Here is a 15,907-nt window from a genome sequence, read left to right on the forward strand (position 1 = left end):
GGCGTGGGCCTGGGGGCGGTGTTGGTGGCCGCGGTGACGCTGTTCCTGGTCGCGGCGGTGAGCCACTACGGCACCGGGCGGCTGCGCCAGCTGGCCATGGACCTGTCGCGCGCGGAGGTGGCACGGCAGCTGGAGGCCCGCCGCACCTCCGAGGTGGAGGACGCCCACCGCACCATCGAGCGCATGCTGGCGGAGGCCCACGCGCGCAACGTGCAGTTGGAGACGCTCCAGGCCCACCAGGAACAGCTGATGCAGTTCCTGGTGCACGACCTGCGCTCGCCCCTGTCCGCCGTGACGCTGTCGCTGTCGTGGATGGAGCAGGAGCTGCCCATCGGGACGCCGCTGGTGGAGTCGGTTCGCACGGGGCTTGCCGTCACCGCCCGGTTGGACCGGATGATCTCCGACCTGCTGGACGTGCCCCGCCTTGAGCAGGGCCGGCTGGCGCCGCGCAAGCAGCCCTTCCCGGTGGCGCCGCTGCTGGACGAAGTGCGCCGCTCGCTGGATGGCGCGGCCCGCCTGCGGAAGATAAGGCTGGAGCTGGCATCCACCCCCAACCTCCACATCGTGGGGGACGCGGGCCTGCTCATCCGCGTGGTGGAGAACCTGGCCACCAACGCGCTCCGCTACGCGCCGTCAGGCGGCCGGGTGCGCCTGGAGGCGGGCGAGGCGGAAGGCTTGCAGTGGCTGGCGGTGCGCAACGACGGCATCGCCATTCCGCCGGAAGCGCGCGAGTCCATCTTCGACAAGTACACGCAGGGCAGTCGCGAGAAGGAGGGCCGCCGGGGCTACGGCCTGGGGCTGTACTTCTCCCGGCTCGCGGCGGAAGCCCACGGCGGGCGGCTGGCCGTGGAGGACGCGGACGGCTGGTCCACGTCCTTCGTGCTGCGCCTGCCCCGCTAGCTCAGCGCAGCTTCGCGCGGGCGAACAGCTTCGTCGCCTGCGTGCGGGCGTTGGCGAGCACCGCGTGGGCGTCCATCGTCGTCAGCTCGCCCTCGCGCAGCACCAGCTTGCCGTCGATGAGCACGTGCGACACGTCCGTGGAGCGCGCCGAGTACACCAGCGGCCCCGTCACGTCATCCGGCAGCGGGCAGAAGTGGAAGCCGCGCGTGTCCACCACCGTCAGGTCCGCGCGCTTGCCCACCTCCACCGAGCCCACCTCGGCCTCCAGGCCCAGCGCCTTCGCGCCATGGAGCGTCGCCATCTCCAGGACATGCATGGGCGTCATCGCCACCGGGCCCACGCGCGGGTTGTGAAGCACGGAGGCGAGCCGCATCTCGTGGAACAGGTCCAACGTGTTGTTGCAGGGCGCGCCGTCCGCCCCCAGCGCCACGGGGATGCCGTCCGCCAGCAGCTCCGGCACGCGCGCGTAGCCTGACGCGAGCTTCAGGTTGGAGCCCGGGCAGTGGCACACCACCGTGCCCGACTCGCGCAGCAGCGCCTGCTCCTGGCCTTCCACCCAGACACAGTGGGCCAGCGTGACGTTGCTCCCGGTGAGCCCCAGCCCGTGGAAGAAGGCGATGTTGTCCTGGCCGGTGACCTGGCGGACCACGTCCGTCTCCTTCGGGTTCTCGCTGGCGTGCGAGTGGATCCGCACGCCCTTCTCCCGCGACAGCCGCCCCACCTCGCGCAGGAGCTCCGGGGTGCAGGACAGGGCGAAGCGCGGCGCGAACGCATAGCGCAGCCGGTTGTCGTGCGTGCCGTGCCAGCGCTCCAGCAGCGCCAGGCTCTCCGACAGCGAGTCGGCGGTCGTCTCGCGCAGGCCCCGGGGCACCTCCGCGCCGGAGTCCATCATCGCCTTGCCACCAACGAGCCGGAAGCCGCTGTCGCGCGCGGACTCGAAGACAGCGTCGTAGTGGTGCACGGTGCCCATGTCGAGCGCCGCCGTGGAGCCGGAGCGGATGAGTTCCGCGAACGTGAGGTCCGCGCTGGCGCGCAGGGACGCCGCGTCGTGCGCCGCCTCCATGGGCCAGATGCGCTCGCGCAACCAGTCCAACAGTTCCAGCTTGTCCGCGTGGCCCCGGAACAGCGTCTGGCAGGCGTGCAGGTGGCCGTGGATGAGGCCCGGCATCACCACCTGGCCGGAGAGGTCCAGCAGGCGCCGGGGGCCCTTCACCTTCAGGCCCCGGCCCACCTTCGCGATGCGACCGTCCTGGACGAGCACGTCCGCGCGCGGAAGCACCTCCCGCTCGCGGTTCATGGTCACGACGGTGGCATTGGTCAGGAGCAGGTCCACGCGGGGGAGCCCTTAGAGGAAAGCGCCGGTGAAGGCGTGCGGCAGCAGCTCGCCGAGCGAATAGCGCGCCTCGCCACCGTTGAGGGTGCGGCTGCGCACCGGAATGTCAGGCCCGGCGAACTCAGCCATCACCTGCCGGCACATGCCGCACGGGGGACAGGGCTCCGGGGTGTCCACGACGACGGCCACCGCCACCGGCTTCTGCCTGCCCTGGGCCACGCCCGCGGCGAACGCGTTGCGCTCCGCGCACACGGTGAGGCCGTAGGTGGCGTTCTCCACGTTGCAGCCGGCCACCACGGAGCCGTCCGCGTACAGCACGGCGGCCCCCACCGGGAAGCGGGAGTACGGCACATGCGCGCGCAGACGCACCCGCAGGGCCTCCTCGAACAGTCGCTCCCAGGGAATCTCGTCCGCCATGCCGCCCTCCTTCCGGGCCCCGTCACGGGTGCCCGTCCATCCCGGGTGCGTCTAGCGACCGCCGCCCGTCAACTGCTCGTCCAGGTGCTTCGCGATGGCGAGCTCCACCTCCACCGGCAGCTCCAGGAAGCGCACGCGCACCACCGGGCCCTCGGCTCCCGCCTTGGGCGGCAGCACCACGCCGCTCACCTGCACTTCTTCCAGGGACGGAGGCAGCGCGAAGCGCACCTCCACGGGCTTGCCCGGCTCCAGCGCTTCGCCCACCCACCCCGCGCCACCCAGGGACAGGTCGCCCGCGCGGTCCAGGAAGGTCTCCGTGCCGCCCTGCCACCGGACCTTCAACCGCATGGGTACGCGGGGCGAGTCTCGCCGATCATCCGCCCTGTTGACCTGGTTCTCGTTCTGCTCGGACATCGCCGTCATCTCCCGACCGCTGCACTCGCATGACCCGACCGGGTCACGTCCTACCGCGACCCCATCTCCAGGCCGGCGGCATCATACGCGGCCTCATCTAGACCGTTGTTCCTGAAAATGCACCCCGCCCACCCGGGAGGACGAGGCCTGACGACCCACCGGGGCGGCCCGTCAGCCCCCCGTCGAGCAGAAGCGCTCGTAGTCGATGAGCTCCACCTTCGCCCCGGGCGCGCACACCGGGCACTGGGGATCCCTGCGCAGCTTGAGTTCGTGGAAGCGCGTGCCCAGCGAATCGAAGGTGAGCAGCCGCCCGGAAAGCGACTCCCCCACCCCGAGCAGCAGCTTGAGGGCCTCCGTGGCCTGGAGCATCCCGATGAGCCCCGGCAGCACTCCCAGTACGCCCGCCTCCGCGCACGAGGGCGCGAGCTCCGGCGGGGGCGGCACCGGGTAGAGGCACCGGTAGCAGGGTCCCTGTCCGGGGAGGAAGGTGGTCACTTGGCCCTCGAAGCGGAACACCGAGCCGTGGATGTTGGGCTTGCCCGCGAGCACGCATGCGTCGTTGAGCAGGTAGCGGGTGGGGAAGTTGTCCCCGCCGTCCAGCACCAGGTCGAAGTCCGCGAGGATGCGCTCCACGTTGGCGGTGGTGAGCCGCTCCTCGTAGGGCACCACCTTCACGTCCGGGTTGAGCGCCTCGATGGCCGCCTTCGCGCTCTGGACCTTGGGCTGGCCCCGGCGCTCCAGGGTGTGCAGCACCTGGCGCTGGAGGTTGCTCAGGTCCACCACGTCCGCGTCCACGATGCCCAGCGTGCCCACACCCGCGGCGGCCAGATACAGCGCAGCAGGGGAGCCCAGCCCGCCCGCGCCCAGCAGCAGCACCTTCGACTTCAGGAGCCGCGCTTGCCCCTCCTCGCCCACCTCCGGGAGGATGAGGTGGCGGCGGTAGCGCTCCTTCTGTTCGGAGGAGAGGACCACCGGCTTCTCCACCGGGTAGGCCGCGTCGCTCCAGCGGTTGTAGCCGCCCGCGAGCGACGACACGCGCGTGTAGCCCAGCTCCCGCAGCGTCCGGGCCGCGAGCGCGGACCGGGTGCCGCCCGCGCAGTAGAGGACGACCTCGTCGTCGCGTCCGGCCTTCTCCTCGATGCGCAACTCCAGGTAGCCCCGGGGGATGTGCACCGCGCCCGGGAGCCGGCCGCCCGCGTACTCGTCGCCCTCGCGCACGTCGATGAGCTTCACCGCCGCCCCGGAGTCGAGCAGCTGGCGGACGTGCTCGTGGGAGACCTCGCGGATCTCCTTCTTCACCTCCGACAGCAGGTCTTGGAACGAGGGGGCCATGGTGGATGGGTAGCCTTGGCGCGAGGGGCGCGCCTACTCCAGGCGCTCCAATACCAGCGGGCGGGCCGCGGGCGCACGGTCGCCAAACTGGTAGGCCGCGAGCAGTCGCGCCTTCACCCCCTCCAAGGGGCCGGCGTCGTTGTAGTGCACCTGCACCACGGGCTCGCCCTGCTTCACCGCGTCGCCCACCTTCTTGAGCAGCGTGAAGCCCACCGCGGGATCGATCTTGCTGTCCACGCGCTGCCGGCCCGCGCCCAGCGCCACCGCCGCCAGCCCGACGCCTTCGGTGTGGATGCCGGTGACGAAGCCGTCCTGCGGCGCGACCACGTCCGTGGTGGCCTTCGCGGTGGGCAAGAGCGAGTAGTCGTCGATGGAGCGCGGGTCGCCGCCCTGCGACTGGACGATCTCCTTGAGCTTCTTGAGCGCGCTGCCGTCCTCCACGGAGCGGCGCAGCTTCTCGCGCGCCTCCTCCACGGTGGCGGCCTTCTTGCCCAGCACCAGCATCTCCGCCGTGAGGGCGTAGGTGATCTCCGTGTAGTCGTCGGGCGCTTCGCCGCGGAGCATGTCCACCGCCTCGCGGACCTCCAGGGCGTTGCCCACCTGGCGGCCCAGGGGCTGATCCATGTCCGTGAGCAGGGCCACGACCTTGCGGTTCATCTCAGCGCCCAGGCCAATCATGGTCCGGGCGAGCACGCGCGCGTCGTCCGCCGTCTTCATGAAGGCGCCGCTGCCCACCTTCACGTCGAGCACCAGCGCGTCGATGCCCTCCGCCAGCTTCTTGCTCATGATGGACGAGGCGATGAGCGGGATGCAGTCCACGGTCGCCGTGACATCGCGCAGCGCGTAGAGCTTCTTGTCCGCGGGCGCCACCTGGGCCGTCTGGCCGATGAGGCAGCACCCCACCTCGCGCACCAGCCGGCGGTAGTCCGCGGTGGACAGGTCCACGCGGAAGCCGGGGATGGACTCCAGCTTGTCCAGGGTGCCGCCGGTGTGGCCCAGGCCGCGTCCGGAGATCATGGGCACGGGCACGCCGCAGGCCGCCGCCAGGGGCGCGAGGCTCAGGGACACCTTGTCGCCCACGCCGCCCGTGGAGTGCTTGTCCACCTTGATGGCGGGCGTGTCGGAGAGGTCCAGGACCTCGCCAGAATGGAGCATGGCGCGGGCCCAGGCGCCCAGCTCCCGCGAGTCCAGGCCCTTGAAGAAGATGGCCATGCACATGGCGGCCATCTGGTAGTCGGCCACGGTGCCGGCGGTGTACGCCTGGATGAACGCCTGGATGTCCGACGGGTCCAGCCTGCCGCCGTCGCGCTTGGCCTTGATGAGCTCGTAGGGTTGCACGGGTCAGGGCCATAGCAGGAAGTCCCCTCCCCATGCACTTCCCAGGAAAGGGAAAGGCCGCGCTTCATCTGGTAGATAGCCAGCCCATGATGCTCCGCCGATTCCACGTGCTCGCCCTGGCCGCGCTCCTGTGCGCCTGTTCCAAGAAGACGGAAGAAGCCCCCAAGGCCCCCTCCCCGTCCGCCACCGCCACGAAGCCGCCCGAGGGAAAGCCCACCGTCGTGGGTCTGGTCATCGACGTGGGCGGCAGAGGCGACCACTCCTTCAACGACGCGTCCCTGCGCGGCCTGGAGCTGTGGGCCGCCGGCAAGAAGTACGAGGGCGGCAAGTACGTGGACGCCCCCGCTGGCGAGGTGCGTCAGTCCATCTCCTCCGACCTGGCGGCGCTCGCACCGGAAGTGAAGCCGCTGCCCGTCCAGCCGCTGGTGCTCCAGAGCAAGGCGCAGGAGGACTACGCCCCCAACCTCCAGCTGCTGGTGGAGCAGGGCGCGAAGCTGACCATCGGCAACGGGTACCTGCTGGCCAACGCGGTGCGTGAGGTGGCCACGGAGAACCCGGACGCGAAGTTCCTGCTCATCGACAGTCAGCTGCTGGACGCGCAGGGCCGGGCGAAGTCGCTGCCCAACGTGCGCACGGTGCTCTTCAAGGAGCAGGAGGGCAGCTTCCTCGTGGGCGCGCTGGCGGGGCTGGTCACGAAGACGAACAAGGTGGGCTTCGTGGGCGGCATCGAGGTGCCCCTCATCAAGCGCTTCGACGTGGGCTACCGCGCGGGCGTGCGCACCACGAACCCGAAGGCGGCGGACGCGCTGATGGCCGTGTACACGGGCAGCTTCAACAGCGTGTCGGCGGGCAAGGAAGTGGCGCAGGACCTCATCGCCAAGGGCGCGGACGTCATCTTCCACGCGGCGGGCACGGACGGGCTGGGCGTCATCCAGGCGGTGAAGGAGGCGCGAGCGGCGGGCAAGACGGTGTTCGCCATCGGCGTGGACTCCGACCAGTCGCACCTGGCGCCGGACGCCATCCTCACGTCGATGGTGAAGCACAGCGACCTGGCGGTGTACCAGGCGACGAAGGACCTGGTGGACGGCAAGCTGACGGCCGGGGAGCAGGTGCTGGGCCTGAAGGAGAACGGCGTGGGCATGGCGGACGTGCGCGTGGACTTCCCGGGCAAGGCGGAGGCGCTCCAGAAGGTGGAGGTGCTGCGCCAGCAGATCCTCGCCGGGAAGCTCACGGTGCCGGGCACGGCCGCGGAGCTGGCCTCCTTCCAGGTCGCCGCGCCCTGATCTCCCTCCAGCACATCGCCAAGCGCTTCGGGTCGTGCGTGTCCCTGGAGGACGCGTCGCTGGACATCGTCCCGGGTGAGCTGCTCGCGGTGGTGGGCGAGAACGGCGCGGGCAAGTCCAGCCTGATGAACGTGCTGTACGGGCTGTACCACCCGGACGCGGGCACGTTCCTGATGGACGGCAAGCCGGTGCGGCTCAAGAGCCCGCGCGACGCCATCGCACGGGGCATCGGCATGGTGCACCAGCACTTCATGCTCGTGCCCACGCTGACGGTGGCGGAGAACGTGGTGCTGGGCCGCGAGCCCACCCGGCGCGGCCTGTTGGACCTGGACCGGGCCTGTGACGAGGTGGCGGCCACGGCGAAGCGCTTCGGCTTCCAGTTGGATCCCCGGGCGCGCGTGGACACGCTCACGGTGGGGTCGCAGCAGAAGGTCGAAATCGTCAAGGCGCTGCACCGGGGCGCGCAGGTGCTCATCCTGGATGAGCCCACGGCGGTGCTCACGCCCCAGGAGTCGGATGAGCTGGCGCAGGTGATGCGCGGGCTCGTCCAGCAGGGGCGCACGGTGGTGCTGATCAGCCACAAGCTCAAGGAGGTGCTGGGCGTGGCTGACCGCGTAGCGGTGATGCGCCGGGGCCGCACCGTGGCGGAGGTCCGCGCGTCGGAGACGACCGTCTCCGCGCTGGCCTCGTTGATGGTGGGCGAGGGTTCGCGCGGCGCCGCGCTGACCGGCGTGCCCGTGACGTCCGGAGCGGACACGGCGTTGACGGGTGCGGTCGCGCCCGATGCGGGTACGGTGTCCACAGGCCCCATCGTGCTCGACGCGAAGGACCTGCGGGCCAAGGGCGACAACGGCCGCCCCGCGCTCCAGGGCGTGAGCCTCACGGTGCACGCGGGCGAAATCGTCGGCATCGCCGGGGTGGACGGCAACGGGCAGCGCGAGCTGGCGGAGGTGCTCACCGGCCTGCGCGTCCTGGAGGGTGGAGCGGGCACGCTGCTGGGAGGCCCCCTGGCGGGCCTCACCCCGGCGAAGGCGAAGGCGCGCGGCGTGGGCCACGTCCCCGAGGACCGGCTGGCGCGCGCCGTGGTGAAGGCGATGACCGTGGAGGAGAACGTGGCGCTGGGCCGGCACCGCCAGCCGCCCTTCGCGCGCGGGCCCTGGGTGGATTTCAAGGGACGGCGCGAGCGCACGAACCAGTTGCTGGCCACCTACGACGTGCGCCCGCCCGACCCGACGGTGGCGCTCCAGGCGCTGTCCGGCGGCAACCAGCAGAAGGTCGTCGTGGCGCGGGAGCTGGACGCGGATCCGAAGCTGCTCGTCGTGGTGCAGCCCACGCGCGGGCTGGACATCGGCGCGGTGGCCCAGGTGCACGCGCGGCTGCGCGAGGCGAAGGCCCGGGGCGCGGGAGTGGTGATGGTGTCGTTGGACCTGGAGGAGGTGCTGGCGCTGTCCGACCGCGTCTACGTCCTCTACGAAGGGCGCGTGACGGGGCACTTCCCGCGCAAGGACCTGGACGAGCGCGAGCTGGGCCGCCGCATGCTGGGCGCGGAGCCCGACCATGGGTGAGCGGACGCGGCAGGTGCTGCCGTCGGTGCTCTCCGTGCTGCTGGCGCTCGCGGTGTGCTGGCTCACCATCGCCCTCACGCGCGACGCGGACACCGCCACGCGCGCCTACCTCCAGATGCTCTGGGGCGGCGTGGGCAACTGGCCCGCGTTCCTGGAGGGCGGCAACGCCAACGCGGTGCTGCGCCCCCTGGGCGAGGCCGCGATGAAGGCCGCGCTGCTCACCCTCACCGGCCTGTCCGTGGCGGTGGCCTTCAAGGTGGGCCTGTTCAACATCGGCGCGCAGGGGCAGATGATCTGGGGCGCCCTGGCCGCGGCCCTCGTCGGCGCGCACGTGTCGCTGCCCGCCGTGCTGCACGTGCCCCTGGCCCTGCTCGCGGCGGCGGCGGCGGGCGCGGTGTGGTCCAGCATCGCCGGCGTGCTCAAGCTCAAGCGCGGCGTGCACGAGGTCATCTCCACCATCATGCTCAACTGGGTGGCGGTGAGCCTCGTGGACAATTGGCTCGTCATCGGCCCGCTGCGCGCCGTGGCCGAAGGCCACCAGTCGTCCATCACCGGCACCGCGGAGATCCTCTCCACCGCGCAGCTTCCCCGGCTCCTGGGCGACAGCTCGCGCCTCAACCTGGGCTTCCCGCTGGCGCTGGTGGCCGCGCTGGCCGTCTGGGTGTGGCTTGCGCGCACGCGCAGCGGCTACGAGACGCGCGCCGTGGGACTCACCCCGGAAGCCGCGCGCGCGGCGGGCATCCCCACGCTGTGGCGGGCCGGCGGGGCCATGGCGCTCGCGGGCGCGCTGGCGGGGCTCGCGGGCGCGGTGCTGGTGCTGGGCACGGAGGGCCGCTACCCGGGCACGCTGGGCGCGCCGTACGGCTTCGACGGCATCGCCATCGCGCTCATCGGCAACAACCACCCCCTGGGCGCGGCGGTGTCCGCGGCCGTCTTCGGCATCCTGCGCGCGGGCGGCACGCGCATGCAGTTGTTGGGCGTGCACAAGAGCTTCCCGGAGCTCATCCAGGGCTTCGCGCTGCTCTTCGTCGCCGGCCGGATGGTGTGGCTGGCCCTGCTGGACCGGCGTCGCTCGCGGCAGGCCGCGGTGGAGGTGCCCCGTGCTTGAGGTGCTCCACTCGCTGCTCTTCTCCACCCTGGACGCGGCCCCGGCGCTGGTGTTCGCCACGCTGGGCGCCATGCTGTCCGAACGCGCCGGCGTGGTGAGCGTGGGCGTGGAGGGCATGATGCGCACGGGCGCCTTCTGCGCGGCCGTGGCGGCGCTCGCGATGCCCACGCCGCTCGCCGTGCTCGTGGGCATGGTCGCGGGCGCGGGGCTGGCGGCGGTGCACGGCTTCCTGAGCATCCGCTGGCGCTCGGATCAGGTCGTCTCCGGCATGGCCCTCAACCTGGTGGCCATGGCGGGAGGCACCTTCCTGCTGGAGTCCCTCTTCGGGCCCAACGGCACGCCCGCCATCACCCAGCTGTCGCGCTGGAACGTCCCGACCCTCGCCCACGTGCCGCTCTTGGGCGCGCTGGTCGGCCACGCGGCGCCCACGTACCTGGCGCTCCTCCTGCCCGTCCTCTTCCACGTCCTGCTGACGCGCACGCCCCTGGGTCTGCGGCTGCGCGCCGTGGGCGACAAGCCGCACGCCGTGGCCACGCTGGGGCTGTCCGTGTCCGGCCTGCGCTGGGCCGCCGTGCTGGGCGGAGGGCTGATGGCGGGCCTGGGGGGCGCGGTGCTGTCCACCGCCGTGTTGGATCGCTTCGAACAGCACACCCCCGCCGGCCTGGGCTTCATGGCCCTGGCCGCCATGGTGTTCGGCCGGTGGACCCCCCTGGGTGCCTTCGCCGCCGCGCTCTTCTTCGCCTTCGGTAACGCACTGCGCATCGGTCTGGCGTCGAGCGCCCCCTGGCTCCTCGAACTGGTGCCCCAGGGCTTCCTCCTCGCCCTGCCCTACCTGTTGACCCTCCTCGTCCTGGCCCTCCAGGGCCAGCGAGGCCACGCCCCCGCCGCGCTGGGCACCCCGTACGAACAGGAGTCCCGGTAGGCCATTTTGAGAGGGGCCCGGGTATACTCACACCCGGGTCCGAATCTACTTTTGGTCAACCGCGACTCAGCAAATCTGAAGCGTGAACCTGCCCTGTTGCGTCAGGTCGTCCGCCAGGTGTGCGCCAAACCCCCGTCCTTATTGGACCGCGTTTTTGGAGAATTACAGGGTGAGCTGATCTGCCGTCTGCTGGACGTCCGGCACGCCGCTGGCATGAGAGTACGCGCATGTCGGATTGCGGATGGATCAGCGAGCAGGCGCAGCGGGTGGCCCTGGTCGGGGTCATGAAGCATTCCTCCAGCCCCGAGATGGTGTTCGGGGCCGGCTTCCAGGTCGGGGTGGCGTGAATGGAGACGACGGCTGTGGGCTCGACGTCACATCACCGGCCGCGGGTGCTCGCGGTGGACATGGACGCGGGTGACGCGGAGCGTGTGCGCTCCATCCTGACACCCGCGGGTTACGACGTGATGCCCGCCCGGGGCACGGCGGCCGCGCTGGAGGCGGTGTCGCGCCAGTCCGCGGACCTGGTGCTGCTGGACGTGGAGCAGGCCCGCACGGTGGGCCTGGCCGCGTTCCGGCGCTTCCGCCAGGAGATGACTCACCCGCAGCTCCCCATTCTCATGCTCACCCCTTCCGCGGACCGCCAGACGCGACGCGAGGTGATGGAGGCAGGTGTGGACGACTTGTTGACGACCGAGCCGTTGGACCCGATGGAGCTGAAGGTCCGGGTCCACACCCTGCTGGAGCTCAAGGCGCACCGCGAGCAGGGCGGCATCCAGGAAGTGCTCCAGGACCCGCGCACGCGCTGGGTGCGGATGGAGCGCCTGGCCCGCGTGGGCACGCTCGCCGCGGACGTGGCGACGCAGATGGGCCAGCTGGGCGTGGGCCTGCACCGGGCGCTGGCGCATGTGCGCGCCCGCGCGGCGGAGGGGCTGCCGCCGGACCCGGAGGAGCTGCTCAAGCTGGGCGTCGCCGGTGAGCAGATGCGCCTGCACGGCCAGCACCTGCTGTCGCTGGGGCCCGCCAACCCCAAGGACACCCAGCGCTTCGACCTGCGCGAGCTGGTGCCGGAGGTGGTGTCGCACCTGCGCTCCGACGGGCGGCTGGGCCGCGCGGACGTGCGCGTGATCCTCCCGGAGGACCCCATCGCGGTGGTCTTCAACCGCCGTCAGCTGGAGCAGGTGGTGACGGAGCTGGTCTGCAACGCGGTGGACGCGGTGGAGGACGTGAAGGACCGTCCGCGCCTGGTGCACGTGGGCGTGGAGATGCCGGACATGTTCGGGGACTTCGGGCCGCAGGTGTTCGTCAAGGACACCGGCATCGGCATCTTCGAGGACGAACTGCAGGCCATCTTCTCGCCGTACTACACGACCAAGGCCCCGGAGAAGAGCGTGGGCCTGGGCCTCACGGTGGCGCGCACCCTGGTGGAGTGCATGGGCGGCAAGCTGTCCGTGAAGAGCCGCGTCAACCTGGGCAGCACCTTCACGGTGGAGCTGCCCGAGCAGACGTCGTCCTGGTAGGCCCTGCCCGGGCGGGGAAGCGGCTGCTCCCCGCCCGAGCCGGAACTAGAAGCGGTAGGCCACGCCCGCCAGCGCTTCCATGGTGAAGGCGCTGTCGTCGAAGCGGGGGAAGATGGACGGTCCCATCCGCAGGTTGAAGTTCACGTTGAACTGGTTGTTGACGAAGTACTCCAGGCCGCCTCCGAAGAGGATGGGGATGACCGGCCCGATGCCTTCGCCGATGTAGACGTTGAACGGGATGTCGATGCCGGCGTTGAGCGTCAGCGCGCTGCCGACGGGAATCCCCACCACGAACCCCACGGGAAACACCATGCCGAAGGCCGTGTTGTTGCGCGGGAAGTAGACGAACGTGCCCGGCTGGAAGGTGAGCGCGAAGGACACGTTGGACGTCTTGGCCAGCATGATGCGCAGCCACAGCTGCAGCTTGAGGCCCTCGTCCGTCGCGTCCACCAGGCCCTCGCGGCCCCAGTTGAAGGAGAACTTGCCGCCAATGTCGACCCTGTCCGAGCCGCCATGCAGCAGGCCCAGCGTCAGGCCCGGGTAGCCAATCTGCCCGGTGAACACGTTGCGGCCCTGCCCCACCGTGTCCGCGGCCAGCACGGACCAGCCCTGCCCGCGCTGCGCCAGCGCGGTACCGGGAACGGCCAGGAGCACGGCGAGGAGGAAACCAGGAATGAAGCGCTTCACGCGGTTCCTTTCTGCGAAGGGCCGCCACGCAGGACGCGCGGCCCGGAGTTGAAGGGTGATTCAGGACTCAGGGTTCTAAAAAGCTCAGGCGGGCTGGCCGCGCTCGCGGGCCAGGACGAGGAAGGCGTCGATGAGGGCGGAGAGCTTCGCTTCCGCGCGCTCCCGGGCCTGGGGGAGCGGCTCGCCAGGGGCGGGCGTCTCCTTGTGCTCGAAGTAGTATTTGATTTTCGGCTCGGTGCCGGACGGACGCAGGGTGACGCGCCCCCCGCCTTCCAGTGCGAAGGCGACGACGTTGGACGGGGGCAGGCCGCCCTCGCCCTTCTGGTAGTCGCGCACCGCGCTCACGCGGGTGCCGCCAATGCGCTCCGGCGGTGAGGCGCGGAAGGCCTGCATGATGGCGCGGATGGTCTGCGCCCCGGCCGCCCCGGGCAGCGTGACGTTGCGCTGGGCGCCCACATGGAGGCCAAAGGTGCGCTGGATCTCCTCCAGGTAACCCAGCAGGTGGGTTCCCCGGGATTCGCACCAGGCGGCCATGTCCGCGACCACCAGCGCCGCGCCCACGCCGTCCTTGTCGCGCGTCGCGGTGCCCACGGTGTAGCCGAGCGCCTCCTCGTAGCCGAAGACGAACCGGGTGCCCTCCGTCCGCGAGCGCTCCAGCGCGCGGTTGGCGATCCACTTGAAGCCGGTGAGGACCTCGTCGTACGCGGCGCCCAGCCCGCGCGCGATTTCGCCCAGCTGCGTGGACGACACGATGGTGGTGACGACGTGCGGATGTCCGTCCTGCTTCGGCCCCTGCGTGAGCACGTAGTGGCCCAGCAGCACGCCCACCTCGTTGCCGGTGAGCAGGCGCAGCTTCCCGGACGCGTCGCGCGCCATCACCGCCAGCCGGTCCGCGTCAGGGTCGTTGGCGAGCACCACGTCCGCCTTCACGCGCTCCGCGGTGGCGAGCGACAGGTCCATGGCGCCCGGCTCCTCCGGGTTGGGGAAGCGCACGGTGGGAAAGCGCCCGTCGGGCTGCTGCTGTTCGGCCACCGGCGTCACGCGCGGGAAGCCCGCCTCCTTCAGCGCGAGCACCGCCCACGGCCCGCCCACGCCGTGCATGGCGGTGTAGACCAGGGACAGCGTGTCGCTGCCCTTCTTGTACAGGCGCAGGTCCAGGATGGCGCGCAGGTACGCGTTGCCCACGTCCTCCGAAAGGTCGCGCCACAGCCCCTTCGCGCGGCCCTCGGCGGGGGTGAGGAGCGGCACCTGGTTGGCGGGCTCCACCTTCGAGATGGCATCCGCGATGCCCACGTCCTGCGGAGGGACGATCTGGGCGCCGTTGCCCCAGTAGACCTTGTAGCCGTTGTACTCGGGCGGGTTGTGGCTGGCGGTCACCATCACCGCGGCGGCGGCGTTCAGGTGCAGCACGGCGAACGCGGTGACGGGCGTGGGCACGGGCTCCGGGAAGACGTGCGCGGGGATGCCCTCCGCGATGAACACCGCGGCGGTGTCCTCCGCCAGCTCCCTGCTCAACCGCCGGGCATCCCGCCCCACCACCACGCCGCGCGAGGTGACGTCCGGCACGGTGGCCTTGAGGTAGCGCGCGAGCCCCGCGGTGGTGCGCCGCACGACGGCGCGGTTCATCCGGTTGGGGCCGGCGCCCAGCACGCCCCGGAGGCCCGCGGTGCCGAACTCCAGGTCCTGCGCGAAGCGGTCCGCCAGGTCCGCCCAGTCCGACGTCGCGAGCACCTGGGCCAGCTCCGCCTGGGTCTCCGGATCCGGATCCGCCTTGCGCCACGCCTCCGCCCGCTCCCTGAGTCCGGTGGTGTCCATCGCGCGTCGCCTCGTGTCGTTGAAGAGGAAGGGGGCGCGCACCGCCGGGACGACCGTGCGCGCGGGGGTGTCGATTCAGCCGTCGTAGTCGGTGAGGTGCTTGCGGCGCACGGGCCCCTTGGGCCCGTCCTTGTTGCCCTGGCACGTGACGCAGAACTCCGCGTAGGGCATGGCCTTGAGGCGGCCCAGGGGGATGTCGTCGCCGCACTCCTCGCACTCGCCGAAGGAGTCCGGCTCCTCGCGCAGCTTGCCCAGGGCCTTCACCACGCGCGCCAGCGTGCCGTCGGTGTTGCGGTTCCGGCTGGAGGCGATGGTCTGCATCATCTCGTTGAGGGGCTGCTCGTCCTCGTCACCGCCCACGCGCGCCTCGTCGGTGCGGTTGGGTTCGATGCGCAGGGGCGTCTTCCCGGTCAGCTCCGCATGGAGCGCGAGCAACTGCTGGAGGAAGTCCTCTCGCTGCTTCGGGGTCACGGTGGGCTCTCGCTGGAAGGTCAGTACTGCGCGGTGGAAATCTGGCCGCTGACGATGGCCACGGACGCGGACGCGCCCAGCCGGTTGGCGCCCGCGCGAATCAGCTTCACCGCGTCCTCCGCCGACCGCACACCGCCGGAGGCCTTCACCCCCACCTCGTCGCCCACCACCGCGCGCATCAGCTCGATGTCCTTCACCGTGGCGCCGCCGGGCCCGAAGCCGGTGGAGGTCTTCACGAACGCGGCGCCCGCCGCCTTGGACAGCGCGCAGGCGACGACCTTCTCCTCGTCGGTGAGGTGGCCCGTCTCCAGGATGACCTTCACGGGCACGGGGTGGCTGGCCTCCACCACCGCGGCGATGTCCTGGTGCACGCGCTGGTAGTCATGGGCCTTGAGCGCGCCCAGGTTGAGCACCATGTCGATTTCGCGCGCTCCGGCGAGGATGGCCTCGCGCGCCTCGAAGGCCTTCGCCTGGGGCAGCATGGCGCCCAGCGGGAAGCCCACCACGGCGATGGGCACGGCGGACGCACCGGCCAGCACCCGCGCGGCGGTGGCCACGTGGCAGCTGTTCACGCACACCGTGGCGAAGCCGTACTGGCGGGCCTCCTCGGCCACGCGCACCACGTCCTCCGCGCGCGCCTCCGGCTTGAGCAGCGTGTGGTCGATGTACGGCGCCAGGTCCTGGGCCTTCAGGATGGACGCGGGGTCCACGCGCGCGGTGGCGGTCTTCACCAGCAGGGGGCGCGGGGGCTCCGGGTTCAGCACGGAGGCGGGGGGCACCGCTTCCTGAGAAACCTTCCGGG

15 protein-coding genes are annotated in these 15,907 nt (G+C 71.3%); 6 read left to right on the forward strand and 9 right to left on the reverse strand.

All coding sequences use genetic code 11. The annotated features are described in order from the left end of the window. A partial coding sequence (locus tag D7Y13_RS25065) for a sensor histidine kinase (protein WP_147452490.1) occupies window positions 1–900 on the forward strand: 900 nt, incomplete at its 5' end. A 1-nt stretch (window position 901) separates the two neighbouring features. Here the strand turns inward: D7Y13_RS25065 and D7Y13_RS25070 are convergent. The 5 genes from D7Y13_RS25070 to D7Y13_RS25090 all read right to left on the reverse strand — a co-directional run bounded on the left by D7Y13_RS25070 (window position 902) and on the right by D7Y13_RS25090 (window position 5,734). Further along, the gene (locus D7Y13_RS25070) at window positions 902–2,233 is read right to left on the reverse strand and encodes a 5'-deoxyadenosine deaminase (RefSeq protein ID WP_120585140.1); all 1,332 of its coding nucleotides are present in this window, start codon (window positions 2,231–2,233) and stop codon (window positions 902–904) included. Between the two features lie 12 nt (window positions 2,234–2,245). After that, window positions 2,246–2,650, reverse strand: a complete 405-nt coding sequence (locus D7Y13_RS25075; RefSeq protein WP_120535457.1) for a cytidine deaminase — start codon at window positions 2,648–2,650, stop codon at window positions 2,246–2,248. A gap of 51 nt (window positions 2,651–2,701) precedes the next feature. Further along, window positions 2,702–3,064, reverse strand: a complete 363-nt coding sequence (locus D7Y13_RS25080; protein ID WP_120535451.1) for a PilZ domain-containing protein — start codon at window positions 3,062–3,064, stop codon at window positions 2,702–2,704. A 171-nt stretch (window positions 3,065–3,235) separates the two neighbouring features. Continuing rightward, window positions 3,236–4,396, reverse strand: a complete 1,161-nt coding sequence (gene moeB, locus D7Y13_RS25085; RefSeq protein ID WP_120585141.1) for a molybdopterin-synthase adenylyltransferase MoeB — start codon at window positions 4,394–4,396, stop codon at window positions 3,236–3,238. A gap of 33 nt (window positions 4,397–4,429) precedes the next feature. Further along, window positions 4,430–5,734 carry a thymidine phosphorylase gene (locus D7Y13_RS25090; protein WP_120585142.1) on the reverse strand — a complete coding sequence of 435 codons (1,305 nt, stop codon included), beginning with the start codon at window positions 5,732–5,734 and terminating at the stop codon, window positions 4,430–4,432. 89 nt (window positions 5,735–5,823) lie between these two features. On the opposite strand from D7Y13_RS25090, the gene D7Y13_RS25095 reads away from it, so the two are divergent. The 5 genes from D7Y13_RS25095 (at window position 5,824) to D7Y13_RS25115 (ending at window position 12,132) form a co-directional block, all read left to right on the forward strand. Beyond that, window positions 5,824–7,017 carry a BMP family lipoprotein gene (locus D7Y13_RS25095; RefSeq protein WP_120585146.1) on the forward strand — a complete coding sequence of 398 codons (1,194 nt, stop codon included), beginning with the start codon at window positions 5,824–5,826 and terminating at the stop codon, window positions 7,015–7,017. A 38-nt stretch (window positions 7,018–7,055) separates the two neighbouring features. After that, window positions 7,056–8,582, forward strand: coding sequence for an ABC transporter ATP-binding protein (locus D7Y13_RS25100; protein ID WP_120585143.1), 1,527 nt, complete (start codon window positions 7,056–7,058; stop codon window positions 8,580–8,582). Then, window positions 8,575–9,690 (forward strand): ABC transporter permease, encoded by a 1,116-nt coding sequence (locus D7Y13_RS25105; protein WP_120585144.1) that lies wholly within the window; start codon window positions 8,575–8,577, stop codon window positions 9,688–9,690. The genes D7Y13_RS25100 and D7Y13_RS25105 overlap by 8 nt, the downstream gene beginning before the upstream one ends. Continuing rightward, window positions 9,683–10,612, forward strand: coding sequence for an ABC transporter permease (locus D7Y13_RS25110; RefSeq protein ID WP_120585145.1), 930 nt, complete (start codon window positions 9,683–9,685; stop codon window positions 10,610–10,612). The genes D7Y13_RS25105 and D7Y13_RS25110 overlap by 8 nt, the downstream gene beginning before the upstream one ends. 347 nt (window positions 10,613–10,959) lie before the next feature. Beyond that, entirely contained in the window at window positions 10,960–12,132 is a 1,173-nt protein-coding gene (locus D7Y13_RS25115; RefSeq protein ID WP_120535445.1) for a sensor histidine kinase, read from the forward strand. A gap of 45 nt (window positions 12,133–12,177) precedes the next feature. On the opposite strand, the gene D7Y13_RS25120 is transcribed toward D7Y13_RS25115, so the two are convergent. From D7Y13_RS25120 to deoC, 4 genes are all read right to left on the reverse strand, one after another. Further along, on the reverse strand, window positions 12,178–12,819 hold the full coding sequence (locus D7Y13_RS25120) for a hypothetical protein (protein ID WP_199732894.1): 642 nt from the start codon (window positions 12,817–12,819) through the stop codon (window positions 12,178–12,180). 84 nt (window positions 12,820–12,903) lie between these two features. Continuing rightward, window positions 12,904–14,634 (reverse strand): phospho-sugar mutase, encoded by a 1,731-nt coding sequence (locus D7Y13_RS25125; RefSeq protein WP_120585147.1) that lies wholly within the window; start codon window positions 14,632–14,634, stop codon window positions 12,904–12,906. Between the two features lie 75 nt (window positions 14,635–14,709). After that, window positions 14,710–15,105, reverse strand: coding sequence for a TraR/DksA family transcriptional regulator (locus D7Y13_RS25130; RefSeq protein WP_120535443.1), 396 nt, complete (start codon window positions 15,103–15,105; stop codon window positions 14,710–14,712). A 20-nt stretch (window positions 15,106–15,125) separates the two neighbouring features. After that, entirely contained in the window at window positions 15,126–15,869 is a 744-nt protein-coding gene (gene deoC / locus D7Y13_RS25135) for a deoxyribose-phosphate aldolase (protein ID WP_439329239.1), read from the reverse strand. Between the last annotated feature and the right edge of the window lie 38 nt (window positions 15,870–15,907).

The sequence above is a fragment of the Corallococcus praedator genome (assembly GCF_003612125.1).
Classification (GTDB): Bacteria; Myxococcota; Myxococcia; order Myxococcales; family Myxococcaceae; genus Corallococcus; species Corallococcus praedator.